The 19,547-nt window shown below is 41.3% G+C and carries 19 protein-coding genes; 4 read left to right on the top strand and 15 right to left on the bottom strand.

The annotated features are described in order from the left end of the window. Positions 1 to 50 precede the first annotated feature (50 nt). Positions 51 to 1,112 (top strand): Gfo/Idh/MocA family oxidoreductase, encoded by a 1,062-nt coding sequence (locus tag DWW85_RS06250; RefSeq protein ID WP_117808028.1) that lies wholly within the window; start codon positions 51 to 53, stop codon positions 1,110 to 1,112. Positions 1,113 to 1,222: 110 nt separating this feature from the next. On the opposite strand, the gene DWW85_RS06245 is transcribed toward DWW85_RS06250, so the two are convergent. The 15 genes from DWW85_RS06245 to ileS form a co-directional block, all read right to left on the bottom strand. Further along, positions 1,223 to 3,265 carry a hypothetical protein gene (locus tag DWW85_RS06245; protein WP_181986515.1) on the bottom strand — a complete coding sequence of 681 codons (2,043 nt, stop codon included), beginning with the start codon at positions 3,263 to 3,265 and terminating at the stop codon, positions 1,223 to 1,225. 204 nt (positions 3,266 to 3,469) lie between these two features. Then, positions 3,470 to 4,192: an ATP-binding cassette domain-containing protein gene (locus DWW85_RS06240; protein ID WP_117808026.1), complete on the bottom strand. Its 723-nt coding sequence runs from the start codon at positions 4,190 to 4,192 to the stop codon at positions 3,470 to 3,472. Positions 4,193 to 4,267: 75 nt separating this feature from the next. Next, positions 4,268 to 4,675 carry a hypothetical protein gene (locus DWW85_RS06235; RefSeq protein WP_117808025.1) on the bottom strand — a complete coding sequence of 136 codons (408 nt, stop codon included), beginning with the start codon at positions 4,673 to 4,675 and terminating at the stop codon, positions 4,268 to 4,270. Positions 4,676 to 4,871: 196 nt separating this feature from the next. Further along, positions 4,872 to 6,113 carry a hypothetical protein gene (locus DWW85_RS06230; protein ID WP_147340897.1) on the bottom strand — a complete coding sequence of 414 codons (1,242 nt, stop codon included), beginning with the start codon at positions 6,111 to 6,113 and terminating at the stop codon, positions 4,872 to 4,874. Between the two features lie 101 nt (positions 6,114 to 6,214). Next, on the bottom strand, positions 6,215 to 6,607 hold the full coding sequence (locus DWW85_RS06225; protein WP_117808023.1) for a hypothetical protein: 393 nt from the start codon (positions 6,605 to 6,607) through the stop codon (positions 6,215 to 6,217). A gap of 278 nt (positions 6,608 to 6,885) precedes the next feature. Continuing rightward, a complete protein-coding gene (locus DWW85_RS06215; RefSeq protein WP_117808021.1) occupies positions 6,886 to 7,440 on the bottom strand; it encodes a hypothetical protein in 555 nt (184 codons plus the stop codon). Positions 7,441 to 7,444: 4 nt separating this feature from the next. Beyond that, on the bottom strand, positions 7,445 to 7,909 hold the full coding sequence (locus DWW85_RS06210) for a hypothetical protein (RefSeq protein WP_117808020.1): 465 nt from the start codon (positions 7,907 to 7,909) through the stop codon (positions 7,445 to 7,447). 21 nt (positions 7,910 to 7,930) lie between these two features. After that, positions 7,931 to 8,407 (bottom strand): hypothetical protein, encoded by a 477-nt coding sequence (locus DWW85_RS06205; protein WP_117808019.1) that lies wholly within the window; start codon positions 8,405 to 8,407, stop codon positions 7,931 to 7,933. Further along, a complete protein-coding gene (locus tag DWW85_RS06200) occupies positions 8,382 to 8,729 on the bottom strand; it encodes a PadR family transcriptional regulator (RefSeq protein WP_117808018.1) in 348 nt (115 codons plus the stop codon). Before DWW85_RS06200 ends, DWW85_RS06205 begins: the two co-directional genes overlap by 26 nt. A gap of 211 nt (positions 8,730 to 8,940) precedes the next feature. Continuing rightward, the gene (locus tag DWW85_RS06195; RefSeq protein ID WP_117808017.1) at positions 8,941 to 9,618 is read right to left on the bottom strand and encodes a GntR family transcriptional regulator; all 678 of its coding nucleotides are present in this window, start codon (positions 9,616 to 9,618) and stop codon (positions 8,941 to 8,943) included. Positions 9,619 to 9,677: 59 nt separating this feature from the next. Further along, complete coding sequence (gene ispE / locus DWW85_RS06190) at positions 9,678 to 10,541, bottom strand: 4-(cytidine 5'-diphospho)-2-C-methyl-D-erythritol kinase (RefSeq protein ID WP_021944190.1); 864 nt, start codon at positions 10,539 to 10,541, stop codon at positions 9,678 to 9,680. 5 nt (positions 10,542 to 10,546) lie between these two features. Beyond that, positions 10,547 to 11,110 carry a flavin reductase family protein gene (locus DWW85_RS06185; protein ID WP_117808016.1) on the bottom strand — a complete coding sequence of 188 codons (564 nt, stop codon included), beginning with the start codon at positions 11,108 to 11,110 and terminating at the stop codon, positions 10,547 to 10,549. Between the two features lie 57 nt (positions 11,111 to 11,167). Next, on the bottom strand, positions 11,168 to 11,458 hold the full coding sequence (locus DWW85_RS06180; RefSeq protein ID WP_117784524.1) for a GIY-YIG nuclease family protein: 291 nt from the start codon (positions 11,456 to 11,458) through the stop codon (positions 11,168 to 11,170). A gap of 577 nt (positions 11,459 to 12,035) precedes the next feature. Next, complete coding sequence (locus tag DWW85_RS06170; RefSeq protein ID WP_117808014.1) at positions 12,036 to 13,754, bottom strand: sodium:alanine symporter family protein; 1,719 nt, start codon at positions 13,752 to 13,754, stop codon at positions 12,036 to 12,038. A 194-nt stretch (positions 13,755 to 13,948) separates the two neighbouring features. Then, positions 13,949 to 17,119, bottom strand: coding sequence for an isoleucine--tRNA ligase (ileS, locus tag DWW85_RS06165; protein WP_117808013.1), 3,171 nt, complete (start codon positions 17,117 to 17,119; stop codon positions 13,949 to 13,951). Positions 17,120 to 17,548: 429 nt separating this feature from the next. Here ileS and DWW85_RS06160 point away from each other — a divergent pair, with 429 nt between their 5' ends. From DWW85_RS06160 to DWW85_RS06150, 3 genes are read left to right on the top strand one after another with little or no spacing between them, the layout of a single operon-like run. Further along, positions 17,549 to 17,869, top strand: coding sequence for a PadR family transcriptional regulator (locus tag DWW85_RS06160; protein WP_008402371.1), 321 nt, complete (start codon positions 17,549 to 17,551; stop codon positions 17,867 to 17,869). Then, on the top strand, positions 17,862 to 18,455 hold the full coding sequence (locus tag DWW85_RS06155) for a DUF1700 domain-containing protein (protein ID WP_117808012.1): 594 nt from the start codon (positions 17,862 to 17,864) through the stop codon (positions 18,453 to 18,455). Before DWW85_RS06160 ends, DWW85_RS06155 begins: the two co-directional genes overlap by 8 nt. A 2-nt stretch (positions 18,456 to 18,457) precedes the next feature. Beyond that, positions 18,458 to 19,426 carry a DUF4097 family beta strand repeat-containing protein gene (locus DWW85_RS06150; protein ID WP_117808011.1) on the top strand — a complete coding sequence of 323 codons (969 nt, stop codon included), beginning with the start codon at positions 18,458 to 18,460 and terminating at the stop codon, positions 19,424 to 19,426. The last annotated feature ends 121 nt before the right edge of the window (positions 19,427 to 19,547 follow it).

The following is a 19,547-nucleotide window of genomic DNA, read 5'->3' as shown; positions in this document are numbered from 1 at the left end:
ATATAGAAATAATATGACTTCATAAACCGCACAGAAAGGAATGAAAAAAGATGATAAAATCAGATAATATATCCGACTACAAAAAACATACAACAGATCCAGATCATAAATCAGACAACAGAAATGCTACGGCAAACTCAGACACCAGATTAGAAAATAGAAAATTACGTCTCGCCATCCTCGGCGCAGGTGGTATCGCCTGCAAGATGGCGGAAACCGTTAACCAGATGCAAGAGGTTGAACTCTATGCTGTAGCAAGCAGAACAGAAGAAAAAGCCAGACAATTTTCAGATACTTATCATGCATCCAAATGGTATGGCTCTTATGAAGAAATGGTTGCTGATGACGGGATTGATCTTGTCTACGTTGCAACTCCACACTCCCACCATAAAGAGCATACGATGCTGTGTCTGAATCATAACCGGGCTGTTCTGTGTGAGAAAGCATTTGCCGTAAATACAAAAGAAGCCGAAGATATGATCCGGCTTGCAAAAGAAAAGAATATATTACTGGCAGAAGCGATGTGGGTTCGCTATATGCCAATGTCATTTACCTTAAAAGAGATTATAGATTCCGGCGTTATCGGAAAAATAACAGGCCTGACCGCAAATCTTGGTTATTCCCTGATGCAGGTAGAACGCCTGATCCGCCTAGAGCTTGCCGGTGGCGCACTCTTAGATCTTGCACCATATACCTTAAACTTTGCGACCTGGGTGCTTGGCGACAACGTATCTGCGATCCACACAACGATGACTCCACACGAAACGGGCGTAGACAAAACAGAATTTATCAACCTGACATACCCGAATGGTGCGATCGCCGGCTTGTTCACAACTATGGAATCAGCAACCGACCGCCGCGGCGTGATCTACGGAACAAAAGGCTACATCGAGGTTGACAACATCAATAATTACGAAGCATTTCGTATATATGAAAATGACCGCCGACTGGTTCAGACGATCAACTGTCCTGCCCAGATCAGCGGCTATGAATATGAAGTGCTCGCCTGTAAGCGAGCACTTGAAAAAGGTCTGATTGAATGTCCTGAAATGCCACATAAACATACTTTATATATCATGCGGCTATTTGACGAGATACGAAAGAGCTGGTAACAGCATACAAAAATCCCACTATAACAGATGATATGCACCTGTTTCACTGATTGTCCAATAAAAAGGGGACATCTATCATCTGTCACAGTGGGATCTCTTTAAATATTCATTTATCTAAGCAGCATATTGCCTGATAATAGCTGAACCAACGGATAATATTTTGCGGCAGTAAATCCTGACAGATATAATAACAACGGCAGAAGTACAACCGCTGCTGCGCAGAATATTGCACCATTTGTATTCCTGATCAGTTTTCCAACCAGAACATACAGACCTGTCAATATCAGAATAGTGAGTAATCGAATACTATATACCAGCAGAAAATATCCTGTAATACTGGTGGATATACTGACATGCGCCAGATACGGAAGTGACTGCGCCAGATATTTTCTACCTGTCAGCCCAATCTCACTCTTTACCCACATTAACTCCGGCAGATAAACCATGATATATATGACAAGAATAGTCAAGAACAACCGAACTGCTTTAATCACATGAAGTTTCCTGTAATTCTCTGTAATATCAATAATGCCATTAATCTTATACCTGTAATCTTCCAAATACAGAAATGCAGTTGTAAGCATTAATACAACAATAATCTTTGCTGCATTCATTACATCATCCTTATAATCTCTACCACCAGCAAGAATATTCCAGCCTCTGTTATAGACAAATCCCATCTGCTCCAACACAGCAGGATCAGCTTCTGTAATCTGCGATGTAATTCCACATTGCTCCTTAATATAATCTACATATTCCCGACAACGATTAAACCCTTCCTCATTTTCAAGCTGTTTATTCAGTTCTCTCCATCTTTCACTATATTCTTCTTCTGTTATCTTCCCTGTATCGTAATCCTGCTCAACCTGATCTCCAGCTTTGTGGATATTTGCATACCGTTCTGTCTCTGAAGTTATATAATCAAGCTTTCCCTGTGTGATCACTCCCTCAATTTGACTGATATAGTATTGGTACACATATTCATTTGTGCTCCACCTTACAGATTTGTTCTGATAAATATACACCTGAAATATAACCAGCAACAGAATAACAAATATCATTTTATATCCCATCCACAATTTATAACCTTCCAGTCTCCATATGGAAGGAAGCGTCTTGTGGGCTTTCGCAGCTTTTCTTTTTATTCGTATACGTGTCTCCTGATAATCACTGCTTCCTTCCAGATATAGTACAGACGATATAATAAGAAGCCCTGCTATTAGCACAGCACAAACTACACAATCCAGATAGATGGCTGGTCTTGCATGAGACATCAGATTATAATTCTCATACTGGAAAAATTTTGTTGTATCAAGCATCGAAAAGATAGAAAATCGATATAAAAATATAAGATTAAGCCTCTCCCCCAGTACAGAAAACAACAATTCCACAAACATCGCAGCTGCCGTCCATACACATAGCATAATCTCATTCGAAGAAATAACTGCAAATGTGAATAATGCCGCAAGAATCACAGAAAAGATCAGAATTTTCACCACACAGACAAGAACAGCAAATGTACCAATTCTGCATGAAAAACCATATCCGATATAGTCCATCAGGCTCTGTACCGGCGCTGACAGATCCACAGCTCCAAACTTCCATTCTGCAACCAAAAAATTGCTTAAGGATATACCTGCTACAAAAAGTGCCATATAGACAACTGCTGCCGCATACTTAGACAGCAATAATCGACTGTCTCCATTCCATGTTGTCTTATACAGATTTGCCAGACCATTCTTCTTATCACGTAGTACCAGCTCCAGCACCAGCACAACAAGAAAAAAGAAGATCAGAATATAACTTCCGGTAAAATTCAATGCCTTACCGATTCCATATCCGCCAACAAAGGATGCTTCTGTTCCCACTAGTCTTTCAAAATCCCTCTTTGTCCGTTCCAGATTACTGATTGAGAACTTTGTCTGAAATATGGAAATCGACGGGTTCTTCTCTGCATCTTCTATAACCTTCTGCAGATATTCGTCATACGTTGTGCTTGCCATATATTCATCAAACAACTGTTTATATGTCTCTGATTCCGGATCTTCCATATACATATCCATAATGGAATCCGGATCTGTCCGAAGCCTTGCATACTGTGTACTATCCACCTCATCAGTAGCAAAGGCTACTATCAACAGGCCCACATTCATAACTAAAAACAACAAAAAACATAATATTAATTTCCGGTTATATAAAATAGCCCGTATTTCATTTATAAAAAATCGAAAAAATCCGCCTCTTCGTCCGGAATGACTGATGGAAGCAGCTTTTTCCATTTGTCTTGATCTACTCATATCGTCCTCCAATTCCGCAAACCGTCACCCTCTCTGTAAAAAATGACTGATATGCAAAAGCTACTCTCCAAATATACTAAGATATACATCTTCCAAATCAGGATTTTCTTTATCTGTAATTCTTCCGGTCAAAATCTCCGGTGCTGCCATCTCGATCAGTACACCCTTTTTAAGTAACATAATCTGACTTGCTATGTCCTCAATATCCTGAACAACATGAGTAGCAATCAAAATAATCTTCCCTGCAGAATTGTCATGGATCAGATTTCTCACATGGATTCTCTCCTTAGGGTCAAGTCCTGCCGTCGGCTCATCGAATATTATAATCTTCGAGTCTCCAAGAAATGCCTGTGCGATCAGAAGTCTCTGCTTCATACCACCGGAATATGTTCCAACTTTCCGATCTAATACATCAAGAAGATTTACCTTTGATGCGTATTTCTCAATCTCAACATTCAGCATCTTCTTCTCTACTCCCTTCAGCAGCCCCATGTAGGCAAGAAACATTCGTCCGGTATAAAACGGATAGATCTCCTGCTGCTGTGGCATATAACCGATCAACCGCTGATATTCCCGTTTTAAGTCATGAATATTCGTTTCATCCAGATAGATCTCTCCTGTGGTCGGTTTGATATTCCTTGTAATCAATTTCATCAAGGTACTTTTTCCTGCCCCGTTCGGTCCAAGTAAGCCATAAATCCCTTCTGAAAATGTCATCGAAAAATCATCAAGCGCTGTTGTATTTTTATACTCTTTCGAAATGTGTTCCAGTTTTAACTCCATACGTTCATCTCCCTTACTGCTTTCTGATCCGTAATTTTCAATTTTGCAAATCTCAAAGTTACAATCTACTGTACATTAATAAGTAACTTTAGCCTTTCCATATGATCTACTAAACTTACCATCTTTCCTTGCAGTCACTGTATTATTCAATACCATCTTTCTTTTTTCAGCTGTATTATATTTCCCATCTTCCTTTTCTGAAACCCAAACTGTTACTTTTGAGCAGCTTGTTTTTGCTGTAAAAGTATTTGTCACTGCTATTACCTTTCCATTTTTATCCAATTCTCTGGCAACTCTCATAATTCCTAATAAATCTACTTTTCCACTCTTTCTAACATAATAATTATAAGCCGCATTTCCACCATATACTTTTGTTGTTACACTCTCCGCATGTGACGGTATTGCCATTGTTCCTAATACCATTACTACCAGCATTGCTGCAACCATTAATTTATTTTTTAATATTTTTGCTACTTTTACCATTTTTCTTTCTCCTTTTCATATGTTTTCTATACTTTCAAACCCACTATTTACACTTCTATTTTTCTCTATTCTCCTTTATTTCGTATTTACATGCATATGAAAAAGCGGTATATTTATCTCATGTACTTTTTCATAAGTATATATGGCTACGAGGCTCTGGTTCTCTTCGCAAAATTGTGCCAGAGTCTCTATTTTTTTATGGCCATTTCACCCAGTCAAATGTCTTTACGACGCTCTGATCTGCATCCTCCAGTTTTGTAAAATATGTGTCCCGGAATTCTTCCCATCCTGTCACTGTCTGTTCACTCTGATCCGATGTGATTACATCACCCGGTTTCATACCAGTATAATCATGTCCATCTATATATATCTTGTCACTTGATTCATCCAATCCATAGATATCGGATATATAGGTTCCTTCTCCTGTAAAACAGGTATTTGCCAGATAAATTGTTCCTGTATCACATTGATAAAAAAACTTATTATAATCTGTGCTAATCGCATATAAATATCCATCCATACAATCAACACTTCCCCCTACAAACCGAAAAATCTCTTTCTGATTCTGTATATTTTCATCACATGAATATATCACACTCCACTCTACATCATTATCCAATTCTGTCGTCTTTATATAATTTCCACTTGAAGTGCTGATAATATCAAAATACTCACCATATTTTGTATTTAGATCATCTTCGACAATTTCATCTGCGTGTGTTTTTATATTATATGTAAACAGTATTGTATGCCAGTTTTCCTTGCTATCTTCATATCCATATGTCAGATAAAGCTTTTCTTTATTCTTATTATTTAATATATATAGTGCAGCATTGTCATGCTCTGCATCTCCTTCATAGCTTAACAATGTCCGTAACCGATTCCATCTTAAATCATATGCATATAGCGTACAGTCATGCTGATATTCATTCAACTTAAATCCATCATGATACTTCCATGTAGTGAAATACAATACTCCATCTACCATTTCCATGCCTATAACGGCTCCTTCATCTGCAGAATACAAAACTCGAGCTCCACTTCCATCTTTATTTATTTCACGAATCTGTGCAACTCCTTTTTGTACCGCATCACCATCGTCATTAAATGTTAACTCAGAATCAAATTCACTTATGTATATTTTATCTCCATAGCAAAGCATAGCAGGCTGAACATCTATTGTATATGCATTACACTTCGTTGTATTATGTTTACAATTCGCTTTATTACAAACTACTACCGATTCTCCTGTCGCTGAATCCAGGAAATAAAGCATATTCCTTCTTGCATAATACATACCGTTATCTGTAAATGCCCTTAATGCCGAATATTCTATCTCTTCCGGATATTTTTTCATTTTTCGTAAGACAATATATCCCAACCCTAAAATCAAACCGACACATAAAACAATGCAAATAATACGCACTACTTTCTTCATCTGTCTACCCCGCTTTCATTATTTTGTAAAAACATCACAGGAATCTGCCATTATTGCAGATTCCCGGATGTCCATACACCTAAGTTATAATCTAATATACATTAATAAGTAACTTTAGCCTTTCCATAAGCTTCCTTATATGATCGTCCATTTTTTAAAGCAGTCACCGTATCACCTTTTACCATATTAGAACGACTTTTAGTCGCATACGATGCTTTTGAGTTTTCTCTAACCCATACTTGTGCCTTACTGCATCCCATCTCTGCCGTAAATACATTTGTTATTTTACTTGCACTTTTCGAAACACGCATTATACCCAATAACTCTGTACCCCCTGCCTTTCTGACATAATAATTATAGGCGGAACCTCCTCCATATACATTTGTCTCTACAGATGCTGCATGCACCGGAACCATTGCCGTTCCAAATACCATTACTACTACCATTGCTGCAATCATTAATTTATTTTTCATTGTCTTAACCACTTTGCTCATTTAAAAATCTCCTTTGTATATTTTCCTATACCTTCAAACATGCATATTTACATTTCATCTTATGTAATGCTTCCCTCCTTTGTTTTGAATTTACATACATATGAAAAAGCGGTATATTTATCTCATGTACTTTTTCATAAATATATATGGCTATGAAACTCTGGTTCTCTTCGCAAAATTGTGCCAGAGTCTCTTTTTTCAGAGCACTTGCATTAATAGCGAGTGTCCTTACATCTATATCCATTGACCATCTTTATATAATGATCAAGGTATATCATTTATTTACTCTTAGGATTTGTCAGTTTGCCAAAAGAACAATTATGTGTGCCATTAACTGTTTTAATTGTTGCTTTTGCATAACAATACGGATTTGATGGTGGATTACTGCTTGTATAAACAAAAGTCCTCGTATTTTTTCCTGTCTTACCGGAATGTGTCACTGTGTTATTATGCCAAGTTGATATTCCTTCTGCTTGTGTACTTAAAACACTGGATTTCAAAGTCACTTTTGCAGATACATTCATAACCACCTGATACTGGGGTTGATTCTTAGAATTTTTACCCAGATAATAATAACTAGCATTGCAAGTTACTTTATCATCAGCAAGAGAATACAATAATATGCTCACCTCTTTTTGATTTATTACTTCACGAACAATACTTCCATCATACTTTATATGTACAACTTCCTGTCCTATCAATTTCATTGGTCTTTCTGTTTCATCTTCCACCGTTATTTGCTCTGTTGTTTCCGCATAGGAAGACATTGGAAGCCCCAAAATTAACATACATGCTAATGCCATACTTACTATCCTTCGCACTACTTTCTTCATTTTTTTACATCTCCTTTTTTCTTTTTTGTTTTATTAAATGCCAGATAACATTTCCTATACATACAATAACGCACATTGACTCGAATACTATCTTTATTATTGCTGTCTTTATATCAAGGTCATATTCCATATAAACAGCCGTATTAGGTGATGGATGAACCATTACATAATTATATCCCCTATACAGTATCCTACATTCCGTAAACAACAGATATCCCACCACGATTCCGATCAATATCCAGATCACAGCAAGCGCCCATTCTTTCGTTCGCTTTCCCATTCCGAGATCTTCATATTCCTGAATAATGTCTGAGGCTTCTCCTAGTTCTGCGATTGCTTCCTCTATGGTTTCTCCTTCTGCCAGTTTATCATCTAATGATCGTCCCAGATCCTTTACCATCTGTATTCGTTCCTTTAATGGTGCATGCAGATGCATGAATATCTTCATAAGATATTTCTTCTTTTTCATTTCTTTTGTTCCCCTTTTTATTTATAGCTTATTATCTTTTTTCTTTGCTTTTCTTCGTCTTTTAAAATGATAGATTACGTTTCCAAAACAGATACAAAATCCTATGCTTTCCACGATCACTTTGCCCCACGTTCCCCCTGCCTTTGGTCTAAAATCAATCCACTCATATCCTGTCGGTGCTATATACTGATTGATCTCATGATATCCGGTATATAATGTATATCCGTCAATCACCAACAGAACACCAAGACAGATTCCAACCAGGATCCAGAGCATCATCCATACATACTCCTTTGTCTGCTGCCGCATACCGATATCGTTATACTCTTCTGTCAGTGCGGAAGCTTCACCAAGCTCCTCAAACACTTCATCGATCGTCATGCCCGAGTCCAATTTATCATCTATAGATCGTCTTATCTCTTTTACAAACTGCATCCGCTGTCCAAATGGTGCATGCAGTAAAATAAATATTTTAATCAGATATATGTTTTTTCTCAAAGCCTCGTACCATTCCTTCTATCTGCGCCCAGCAACTCCACTGTTCTTCCAATAGAAGCTTCCCTTCTTCTGTAATCTTATAGAATTTCTTTGGTTTTCCATTCTCGGATGCCATCACCCATTCACTAACGATCGCACCATCTTCTTCTAATCTGTGCAGGATCGGATACAGTGTTCCTTCTTTGATATCCATTCCGGCAACACATCGTGCATTAAAACGATTGACAATGTTATAACCATAATCCTTTTCATCTGCTATGATCTGCAGGATAAGCATGGGAAGTATGCCTTTTTTAAACTGATTCATACTTTGATTTGCCATAATTTCTCTTCCTATTATTTTATACCTAGTAATACCAAGTATATGGCATACATATGTATTTGTCAATTTATTTTACACGCTTGATGTATTCAGAACACCTCTACTATAACAGATTGTTCCTGAAAAAACTGCAAAATGAACCGAGTGGTCAAAAACAGGGAGTGAACGGTAAATTTCTTACTGTCCACTCCCTGTTTTTGACCACTCAGTCTTATATAGTATCCTGTTTCTGTTTGATATTCTGAATCACGATCTGCTCCTGATCGTAAATATGCTGATGCATAACTGCTTTTGCTTTCTCTACATCTCCATGCAATATCGCCTCCGTGATCTCGTCATGCTCACGAAGCAGCTTGCCATGATATCCGGTATCCCGCACATATTCCACACGGTATCGGTACACCTGCTCTCCGAAGTTCTTGGTAAGACTCACAAGTCTTGGATTGTTGCTTAATTCACAGATTGTCTCATGAAAGGCAACATCTGTATCTACGATATCCGGCACACGACCGGAACGGACTGCCTCACGGAAATTCTCACAGGCTTCTCTTAATCTGAGTCTGCCGTCTTCATCAATCCGCTTGCAGGCAAGTTCGACTGCCAGTTCTTCCAGACTCAGACGGATCTCCAATGCATCCCGGAGATCCTTCTCCGTGATACGGGCAACCTCTGCACCTTTCCTTGGAACCATCACGACTAAGCCCTCTAATTCCAGCATCCGGATTGCTTCACGCACCGGAGTCCGGCTGACACCCAGACGTTTTGCGAGTGCCACTTCTAATAACCGTTCGCCCGGTTCAAATTCTCCATGTACGATGGCATCCCGCAACGCTTCAAATACAACCTCCCGAAGCGGAAGATACTCATCCATATTTAACTTCAACTCCATAAGTTACCCCATTTCTCTCTATTTCTTCTGCAGAACAACTCCCTCTGTCCTGCCTGATCTTACACATTATATGGCTGTGTGACAAATACCTGCTTTGCCAGCTTCCGGCTACGGATCGCATCTGCCGCTTTCTCCGCTTTTTCCTTCTCTGTAAATATACCAAATACAGTCGGACCGCTTCCACTCATAAGTGAATTCATTGCACCACATTCTTTCATGCAAGCTTTGATCTCTGCAATAACCGGATACCGTACCTCAGTTACTGTCTCTAGCACATTCTCCATACGTTCCGTGATGCCCTGTAAACTCTGTTCTTCCAGTGCCATCACCATGCCGTCTATATCCGGATGTTTTTCTAATTCATTTGCATGCAGGTTCTCATATACCATCTTCGTCGATACCGCGATCGGCGGTTTTGCAAGTAGGATATAGCAGTCCGGCATCGGTGCAAGTGCTGTCAGCTTCTCGCCGATTCCTTCTGATAATGCAGTTCCTTTCATGATACAGTATGGAACATCCGCACCAAGCTTCACTCCATATTCCATCAGCTTATGTTTCGGAATCTGAAGATCAAAGATCTTATTCATTCCGATCAGCGCTGCTGCCGCATCAGCACTTCCACCAGCCATTCCGGCTGCAACCGGAAGCTCTTTCTGAAGAAATACCCGGATTCCACGCGTGATCTGATATTCCTGTTTCAACATCCGACATGCTTTATATACCAGATTATCTTCATTTACCGGAAGCTCGTCCGCATTTGTGCTGAGAACGATCACATCCTCATCCACTGTCTCAAATGTCAATGTGTCATGTAACTTTACTGTCTGCATGATCATCTTTACTTCATGATAACCGTCCGGTCTTCTTCTGAGCACGTCCAGCCCCAGATTTACTTTACCATATGCCTGTAATTCTATCTTCATGTTTCTTATTTCTTCCTCACTGAATATCCGAATTTTCCCAGTTTCTTTCCAAGTTTAAAATATTCTCCATGGGAATAAGCCACCAGTCCAAGCTGGTTAAGCTCAAATTTGCCATTTTCATTCATGTATACTTCATCCACCTGTACGCCGGTCACCTCTGCCAGGAACATATGATGACTTCCAAGTGGGATCACTTCTTTTACCTTACATTCGATATTGACCGGGCTCTCCGCGATACCCGGTGTGGCAACTGTAAGTCCCGGACAGGTATGAAGTCCTGTTGCTTTGAATTTGTCTATATCCCGTCCACTCTTTACGCCACAATAATCGGTCGCAAATGTCAGCTTCTCAGTCACCAGATTGATCACAAATTCTCCACTGGCTTTTATAATATCATAAGAATAGCGTTCCGGTCTAACAGATATTGAAACCATCGCCGGAGAACTGCAAATCGTTCCTGCCCATGCGATCGTGATGATATTCGGTTGTCCACCTTCCCGCTTACATGTTACCATAACTGCCGGTACCGGGTACAACATATTTCCCGGCTTCCATAATTGTCTTCCCATCTATAACCTCCTGGTGTTCGACTTTTATTTTCTCAATTCTTATATTTTATACTATTTTCATGGCTTCTGTATACTATCTGATTGAAAATTTCTGATTAATTCTTCTTTCCGGCTCCGGCTCATCTGCTTGATGTGCCACTCTCTGCTCATCGCTTCCTCCGGCGTCTCTGATTCCTCATAATAAACAAGGACAACAGGACGCCGGCTTCTGGTATACTTGGCGCCCCCTCGTCCTTCATTATGTGCTTTCATCCGCTTTTCCAGATTATTCGTCCATCCGGTGTAATACGTTCCGTCCTTACACCGGACTATGTAAGTATAGTTGTGTTTTTCTTCTGTCGTACTCATTGTGTTCTTACCCACATGTTTTCTTTTTTATCCAAAGCCGATATCGACTTTCTATGTATCCGGGTATGCCGCCGGAGTTTCTCCGGCAGCTTTCCCCTGAACTCATTTTTGAATCCATTATAATAAAGCAGACAGATCCCTGTACTTCATCAGTAAGTCTCGCATCTTCATGCGCTCTCATATCCGGCTGTGCTTCACATTCCGGCATCTTTCTCTCATTATTCCGTCTGCGCGTTTACTATAATTATACTCATAAACTGTCATTTTGCTACTAAAAAATGAAAGATACATCATTATTATGACGCAAAACCTGTCTGTAGGTTTTTGAATCAAAATGGAAAATACATTACATATTATTTCGCAAGTCGTTTGCACTCTATTTCAACGCAACGGTGCTAAGCTCCTCGCCTGTGGCGACTCACTAAGAACCGGCGTTGAAAAAGGCTTGCTACATAATAGTAATGCTATTTCCCATTTTTGCTTTATATATCAATACATAAACAGGTTTTGCTTCATCTTAATAATGTATCTTTTATCTTTCATTTTTGTTCCAAAGACTTACCGGCAGGTCGACTATTTACGCACGCTTCTTTGCTGCTTTTTCTTCTGCGAGTACTTTCTGGAATTCCCGCATATCCGTTGCGATCTCTTTGCTTAACAGAAGCAGGCAGATCAGGTTTGGAATCGCCATCAGTGCATTTGCAATATCCGAGAAGTTCCATGCCAGATCCAGCGAAGTCGTCGCACCGATGTATACTACAAGGGAGAATACGATACGATAGATCATATTGTATTTGTGGGAATGGAACAGGTATTCAAAGGCCTTCTCTCCGTGATACTCCCATCCAAGGATGGTCGAGAATGCAAATAATGCAATACCGATCGTTACCAGCCATGCTCCCGCCTTACCCAGAACTGTCTCAAATGCTTTGATCGTCAGTGCCGATCCTGTATAGGCTTCTTCATAATAATATGTACCATCTTCATCAAAAATATAAGCATTGCAGCCAGAGGTCCATGCACCTGTAATCGCACCATTCTCATAAACTGCTTCCAGACTGTCCGGCTGATGCTGAAGCTTTGCAAATGCTTCACTATCGGAAGCGTCTGCATATGGTGTCAGAACGATATCCTCTGCTCCCCCGGACAAAGTCATTGTTCCATCTTTGTATGTAACAGTATATTCTGTCGTCACCATCTTGCCTTTTTCTTCATGTGTCAGAGCCAGTGTATCTTCGGCTTCAGAGGTGATTGCATATGAGCCTTCCGTCGTTGTCGATGTCTTACCGATCACACCGGAGCTTGCAATTACCAGACCAGTGATCGTACATACAACAATCGTATCCCAGAAGGTTCCTGTCATGTTGATATATCCCTGACGAACCGGGTTATCTGTTGTAGCTGCTGCTGCAGTGATCGCTGCTGATCCCATACCTGCTTCATTTGAGAAACAACCACGGGCAACACCAAACCGCATTGCATTTGTCATGGATGCAACTACGGTACCAAGCACACCGCCGGATACGGATTTCATGGAAAATGCCATTGTAAAGATCTCGCGCAGGCCTTCCGGCACATTCGATATATTTCCGATAATTACTATAAGTCCTGCAAGTACATAGAAGATTGCCATAAACGGAACAACGATCGCTGAAATCTTTGATATGGATTTGATACCACCGATAATGATCATTAAGGCAAGGATCGTAAGGATTACACCGATGATAATCGGATTGATATGAAAGGTCTCATTCATGGAGGATGCGATCGAGTTCGCCTGTGTCATATTTCCGATACCAAAGGATGCAACAACCGCAAAGAATGCAAACAGCCAACCGAGCACACTTCCGAATCTTTTGTGTTTCAATGCTTTCTTCATCGTATACATCGGGCCGCCGGAGATCTCTCCTTTGGCATTTACCTCACGGTATTTGATCGCCAGCATACATTCTGAAAATTTCGATGTGATTCCGAACAACGCCGAGATCCACATCCAGACCAGAGCACCCGGACCACCGGATACCATTGCTGTCGCCACACCTACGATATTTCCGGTTCCGATCGTTGCGGCAAGTGCTGTCGTCAGTGCCGAGAATGGGGATACATCACCGGTTCCTCTGTTCTTTGTTCTTGCTTCTTTACTAAGTGTGCTCTTGATCGCATATCCGAGATTTCTCCACGGCAGGAATCGCGTCCGTATCGTCAGAAAGATACCGGTTCCTACGAGAAGCACCAGCATCACCGGTCCCCACACAAACGAATCAACTGTACTTACAATCTGATTGAGTTTTTCCATACCCATCGCCTCCATATTCATTCCTATTTCTTGTTGTGTAATTGACAACTTCATTAACGAGAAAAAGGTGCAGGGAAGTTGCTATCTCTAGTACTTCCTTGCACCTTTTAATATGTTATCTATAATACAGACGCTTTCCGAAAAAAGCAAGTATAAATTTGCTTTTTTCGGCACCGGTCAACGCCCTGTATTATTTATGCGTTTTTCTTTACACCAAGTGTTACCTTCTCGCCATTAATGTTCCATTCCTTGGAATAGCCATCTACACTTCCGGTTACCAGTGCATCTGCCATAACGTCTGACTTGATGCTGTCAGCGTTTGCATTCATAAGTCCGGTTGCCTTGTCGCTTCCCTCTGCATAGACTGTAATCTTGTCCATTACTTCGAAGCCGGCTTCCTTTCTCATGGTCTGGATCTTGGATACGATCTCTCTGACAAATCCCTCCTCTAAGAGTTCTTCTGTCAGATTTGTGTCGATAACAACTGTTACCGCACCGTCTGCCTCTGTAACGTAGCCTTCGGTCTGTGCGATATCAATCAGCAGATCTTCCTCTGCCAGAGATACCTCTGTGCCGTTTACGTCAAATGTCAGAGCACCCTTTTCCTTCAGCTCTGCCATAGCTGCATTTCCGTCAACGGATGACAGATATGCCTTGATTCCGCCTAACTGCTTGCCGTACTTTGGTCCTACGGTACGAAGCTGCGGCTTGAATGTGTAAGAACTGAAGCTTGCGATATCCTCTGTAAATACTACGTTCTTGATGTTCAGCTCGTCTTTGACGATCGCTGTCTCATCCTCTGTCAGCTCTTTTGCTGCCTTTACATACATGGTTCCGATCGGCTGTCTGTTCTTGATATTTGCAGTATTTCTGGCTGCACGTCCAAGAACAACGATCTTTAAGATCTCATCCATAGCTGCTTCAAGATCTGTGTCGATCATCTTCTCCTCTACCTTCGGGAACTCGCACAGATGAACAGATAATGGAGCATCCTTATCAATGCTTCTTACCAGATTCTGGTAAATATCCTCTGCCATAAACGGAATCAGCGGAGCTGCTGTCATGGAGATTGTAACAAGGGCTGTATACAGTGTCATGTAGGCATTTACCTTATCCTGCTCCATACCCTTTGCCCAGTATCTCTCACGTCCACGACGAACATACCAGTTAGAAAGGTCATCTACGAACTCCTCTAATACTCTGGTTGTCTCAGGGATCTTGTATGCTGCAAGGTTCTCATCAACAGCCTTTACGGTTGAGTTCAGCTTTGATAATAACCATTTATCCATCAGTGACAGCTTCTCGTAATCCAGCTCATGCTCAAGTGGATTGAAGTTGTCGATATTTGCATATAATACATAGAATGCGTAAGTGTTCCATAAGGTTCCGAGGAACTTTCTCTGGCACTCGATAACCGCATCTTCATGGAAACGGTTTGGAAGCCATGGAGCGGAGTTGCTGTAGAAATACCACCGGATCGCATCTGCACCGTATTTGTTCAGTGCATCCATCGGATCTACGGCATTTCCCTTGGACTTACTCATCTTCTGTCCATCCTTATCCTGTACATGTCCGAGGACAATTACATTCTTGAACGGAGCCTTGTCAAATAACAGGGTTGAGATCGCCATCAGAGAATAGAACCATCCTCTTGTCTGGTCAACTGCCTCGCTGATGAAGTCAGCAGGGAAGTGCTTCTCGAAGATATCTGCATTCTCAAACGGATAATGCCACTGTGCAAATGGCATGGAACCTGAATCGAACCAGCAGTCGATAACTTCAGATACTCTGTGCATCTGCTTACCGCACTCCGGACATTTGATCGTTACAGCGTCGATGAACGGACGGTGCAGCTCGATCTCATCCGGGCAGTTGTCGCTCATGCTCTTTAATTCTTCGATCGAACCGATCGCATGACGGCATCCGCATTCACATTCCCAGATATTTAACGGAGTTCCCCAATAACGGTTACGGGAAAGTCCCCAATCCTGTACATTCTTTAACCAGTCACCGAAACGACCCTTACCGATGCTCTCAGGGATCCAGTTTACAGTGTCATTATTCTTAACCAGCTTGTCTCTGACTGCTGTCATCTTGATAAACCAAGTATCTCTTGCGTAGTAGATCAGTGGAGTATCACATCTCCAGCAGTGTGGATATTCATGCTCAAACTTTGGTGCGTCAAACAGAAGTCCTGCTTTGTCAAGGTCAACCAATACCTTTGGATCTGCATCCTTTACAAAGATTCCCGCATAAGGGGTTTCCTCTGTCAGATCACCCTTGCCATCTACGAACTGTACAAATGGAAGATCGTACTTTCTTCCTACATTTGCGTCGTCCTCACCAAATGCAGGTGCGATATGAACGATACCTGTACCATCCGTCATAGTTACATATGAATCACATGTAATGTAGTGACCCTTCTTATGCTGCTTCTCGCATACAGGCTTTACGCACTCATATAATGGTTCGTACTCTTTGTATTCCAGATCTTTTCCTTTGTATGTCTCCAGAACTTCATATGCAGGTACAGCAGGTGTATCGTCTGTAGCCTCCTTTGCAAGGGAACCGAGTACCTTGTCTGCCAGTGCTTCTGCCAGATAATAGGTATATCCGTCCGCTGCCTTTACTTTGACATAAGTCTCATCCGGATTTACACAGAGGGCTACGTTTGATGGAAGTGTCCAAGGTGTAGTTGTCCATGCAAGGAAATATGCATCTTCGTCGATAACCTTGAATCTTACAACTGCGGAACGTTCCTTTACAGTCTTATAACCCTGTGCTACTTCGTGGCTTGACAGTGGAGTTCCGCAACGCGGACAATATGGCACGATCTTGAAGCCTTTGTATAAAAGTCCCTGATCCCAGATCTTCTTCAGTGCCCACCACTCGGACTCGATGAAATCATTGTGGTATGTTACATATGGATCATCCATATCTGCCCAGAATCCTACCTTGCCGGAGAATTCTTCCCACATACCTTTGTATTTCCATACGGATTCTTTACATTTCTGAATAAATGGCTCCAGACCGTATTCCTCAATCTGCTCTTTGCCATCGATTCCTAAAAGTTTCTCAACTTCCAACTCTACAGGAAGGCCGTGTGTATCCCATCCTGCCTTTCTTACTACGTTATGGCCCTTCATTGTCTGATATCTTGGAATCATATCCTTGATAACTCGTGTAAGCACATGGCCGATATGTGGCTTACCGTTTGCTGTTGGGGGTCCATCATAAAATGTGTAAGTCGGAAGATCCTTTGTTTCTTCCACACTCTTCTCAAATACCTGATTTTCTTTCCAGAAATCCAGAACCTTCTGTTCTCTGTCTACGAAATTCAATTTGGACGATACTTTTTCGTACATGTTGTTCTTCCTTTCTTTTTATTCAATGTATGCAAAATATTATTAGACAAACTTTTCTATAAAGTAAAAAAAGCCGCCGCCGCAAAAAGGACGAAGGCTTAAAGTTCTCGTTATACCACCTATTACTTGCATACTAACATATGTGCTTCCCGTAACGAGGGAATGACGTCAGAGCCTACTGGCTGTCGTTTTCGGTCTGAAGCTTAAGAGTGATCTTCCATCATCTTCTACTCGCACCGGTCTTGCACCATCTCCGGCTCGCTCTGCCTTTCAAACATGATCTACTGTCTCTGTCATCGCTTTTCTTCTTATTTTTATCAACCTTGAGTATAGCAACCATGAGCATTCTTGTCAAATTATTTTTTACAAAATACCTCTTGACATATTATACTATACGTCATATAGTATAGTGCATAAGGAGGTATACATATGGATATTCAATTAAAACGCGGTATGCTGGATGTCTGTGTACTGGCTGCGATCAAGGATGAAGATTCTTATGGATATCAGATCATCAAGGATATGAAACCCTTTGTAACGATATCGGAATCTACATTGTATCCGATCCTGCGAAGACTGGAAGCCGGCGCATTCCTCACCGTTCGCTCCGTAGAACACAACGGACGACTTCGGAAATACTATCATATTACCGATGCAGGCAAAGCACGAATCGAGGAATTTAAAGAAGAATGGAAAGAACTTGAATCTATATATCGTTTTATTATCAGAGAGGAGAATGACAATGACTAAACAGGAATATTTGTCAGCGATCCGGGGAAAGATCCGGAAAATGCCGGCAGACGATATTAATAAATTTATGGATTATTATAGTGAAATGATCGATGACCGTATGGAAGATGGCCTGTCGGAGGAAGAAGCGGTTGCCGATATGGATGCCCCGGACGATGTCGTTGATCAGATCCTGGCAGATATGCCACTGACGAAACTTGTGAAAGAAAAAATCAAACCATCCCACCGATTAAAGGCATGGGAGATCATTTTGCTGATTCTTGGTTCTCCTATATGGGCTCCGCTGTTACTGACCGCGATCGTTCTGGTCATTGCCATGGCGGTTGTCATTTTGGCACTTCTCCTGTCCTTCTATGTAATCGTACTCTCGATGGCAGTTGCAGGTATCGCCGGGCTGCTGGGCGTCATTCCGTTTTTCATTACACAGAATGTTCCGGCTGCCCTTTTCATGCTTGGAGCTGCATTTGCCGGAATCGGACTTGCGATCCTGTTCATCGTAGCCGTAAAGCCTGTTACGATCGGCATTTTCAAGCTGTACAAGGCATCCATCAATGGAATTAAGAGAATGTTTGTAAAGGAGAGATAATTATGAGTAAATCCAAAAAAGCTGTTATTGTTGCTTCTATATTTATAGTAGTCGGCGTCATTATCGCTTTCTTAAGTATTGCAATTAACGGATTCCATTTTCCAAATGGTTCTGTCGACCTGCTCGGTATGAAAGCCTTGCCGGACTATGTGAAGAAAACAGTTCAAATCAAAGATGATTTCAACGCCGTTGATATCGCAGGCGAAGCATCTACCGACGTCATGATCAAAAACTCCGACAACGGAACGAATTACATCGAATATTATGATACAGATGGTCTGACCAACCATGCAGAGGTTGTTGACGGCGTGCTCACCTTCCGCTGCGAAGACAAACGTACCCACCATCCGACAATCTCACTCGGATTTGGCTCCGATACCAAGACAACCATATATCTGACAGAGAAGGAATATCAGGCGATTCAGGTTACTACCGCAAGCGGAAATATTGATTATCGGTATTCTTATAAGCCGAATACCGAGCCAGCCGGCAATTCTGCATTCACCAGTCTCAAAACGAACAGTGGAGACATCAGCATCGCAGATATCGAAGCCAATACGCTCACGACAAAGACTTCATCAGGTAACATCTCTATCAGCAATAGTTCATTTACAACACTGCTGGAGCTTCATGCTTCAAGTGGTGATATCCTGTTGAACCGTACCGCTGCCGGTCAGGCCGAGTTTTACACAACAAGCGGTTATGTATCTGCAAGCGAACTTTCCGCAAATACCAGCCTAACCTGCAATACAGCAAGTGGCGATGTGGATATGAACATTGCGGATGCCGAAGCAATCGACATATCTGCTATGAGCGGCTATATTGACCTGGAGCTGGATTCTGACCGAAGCTATAGCTTCTCCGCAAATACACAAAGTGGTAATATCGATATTCCACATGGTGCAAATAATTCCGAATATGAATGTGGTGTCACCACAACCAGCGGCGATATCCGGATTAGGCAGGAGTAATATTTTCGCAAAGAAAAGAATGCCGATGGGGGGTGCTCCCCCATCGGCATTCTTCTTTATGAACAACTTCTATCAAATCATTATATCATGTGCTTCGCACATTCTATGCATTCCGCAAAAT

The sequence above is a fragment of the Clostridium sp. AF17-21AC genome (genome assembly GCF_003461365.1).
Taxonomy (GTDB): Bacteria; Bacillota; Clostridia; order Lachnospirales; family Lachnospiraceae; genus Coprococcus; species Coprococcus ammoniilyticus.
The sequence above is the reverse complement of the archived record's forward strand: the minus strand, read 5'-3'. Positions and strand labels throughout refer to the sequence as shown.

What these genes read in the sequence shown, in the direction of transcription:
- DWW85_RS06225 (WP_117808023.1), bottom strand. Translation starts at nt 6,607, where the DNA reads ATGAGCAAAGTGGTTAAGACAATGAAAAATAAATTAATGATTGCAGCA.
- DWW85_RS06150 (WP_117808011.1), top strand. Translation starts at nt 18,458, where the DNA reads ATGAGTAAATCCAAAAAAGCTGTTATTGTTGCTTCTATATTTATAGTA.
- DWW85_RS06200 (WP_117808018.1), bottom strand. Translation starts at nt 8,729, where the DNA reads ATGGCAAATCAAAGTATGAATCAGTTTAAAAAAGGCATACTTCCCATG.
- DWW85_RS06230 (WP_147340897.1), bottom strand. Translation starts at nt 6,113, where the DNA reads ATGAAGAAAGTAGTGCGTATTATTTGCATTGTTTTATGTGTCGGTTTG.
- DWW85_RS06160 (WP_008402371.1), top strand. Translation starts at nt 17,549, where the DNA reads ATGGATATTCAATTAAAACGCGGTATGCTGGATGTCTGTGTACTGGCT.
- ispE (WP_021944190.1), bottom strand. Translation starts at nt 10,541, where the DNA reads ATGAAGATAGAATTACAGGCATATGGTAAAGTAAATCTGGGGCTGGAC.
- DWW85_RS06210 (WP_117808020.1), bottom strand. Translation starts at nt 7,909, where the DNA reads ATGAAAAAGAAGAAATATCTTATGAAGATATTCATGCATCTGCATGCA.
- DWW85_RS06170 (WP_117808014.1), bottom strand. Translation starts at nt 13,754, where the DNA reads ATGGAAAAACTCAATCAGATTGTAAGTACAGTTGATTCGTTTGTGTGG.
- DWW85_RS06235 (WP_117808025.1), bottom strand. Translation starts at nt 4,675, where the DNA reads ATGGTAAAAGTAGCAAAAATATTAAAAAATAAATTAATGGTTGCAGCA.
- DWW85_RS06245 (WP_181986515.1), bottom strand. Translation starts at nt 3,265, where the DNA reads ATGAATGTGGGCCTGTTGATAGTAGCCTTTGCTACTGATGAGGTGGAT.
- DWW85_RS06250 (WP_117808028.1), top strand. Translation starts at nt 51, where the DNA reads ATGATAAAATCAGATAATATATCCGACTACAAAAAACATACAACAGAT.
- ileS (WP_117808013.1), bottom strand. Translation starts at nt 17,119, where the DNA reads ATGTACGAAAAAGTATCGTCCAAATTGAATTTCGTAGACAGAGAACAG.
- DWW85_RS06215 (WP_117808021.1), bottom strand. Translation starts at nt 7,440, where the DNA reads ATGAAGAAAGTAGTGCGAAGGATAGTAAGTATGGCATTAGCATGTATG.
- DWW85_RS06180 (WP_117784524.1), bottom strand. Translation starts at nt 11,458, where the DNA reads ATGAGTACGACAGAAGAAAAACACAACTATACTTACATAGTCCGGTGT.
- DWW85_RS06185 (WP_117808016.1), bottom strand. Translation starts at nt 11,110, where the DNA reads ATGGGAAGACAATTATGGAAGCCGGGAAATATGTTGTACCCGGTACCG.
- DWW85_RS06155 (WP_117808012.1), top strand. Translation starts at nt 17,862, where the DNA reads ATGACTAAACAGGAATATTTGTCAGCGATCCGGGGAAAGATCCGGAAA.
- DWW85_RS06195 (WP_117808017.1), bottom strand. Translation starts at nt 9,618, where the DNA reads ATGGAGTTGAAGTTAAATATGGATGAGTATCTTCCGCTTCGGGAGGTT.
- DWW85_RS06240 (WP_117808026.1), bottom strand. Translation starts at nt 4,192, where the DNA reads ATGGAGTTAAAACTGGAACACATTTCGAAAGAGTATAAAAATACAACA.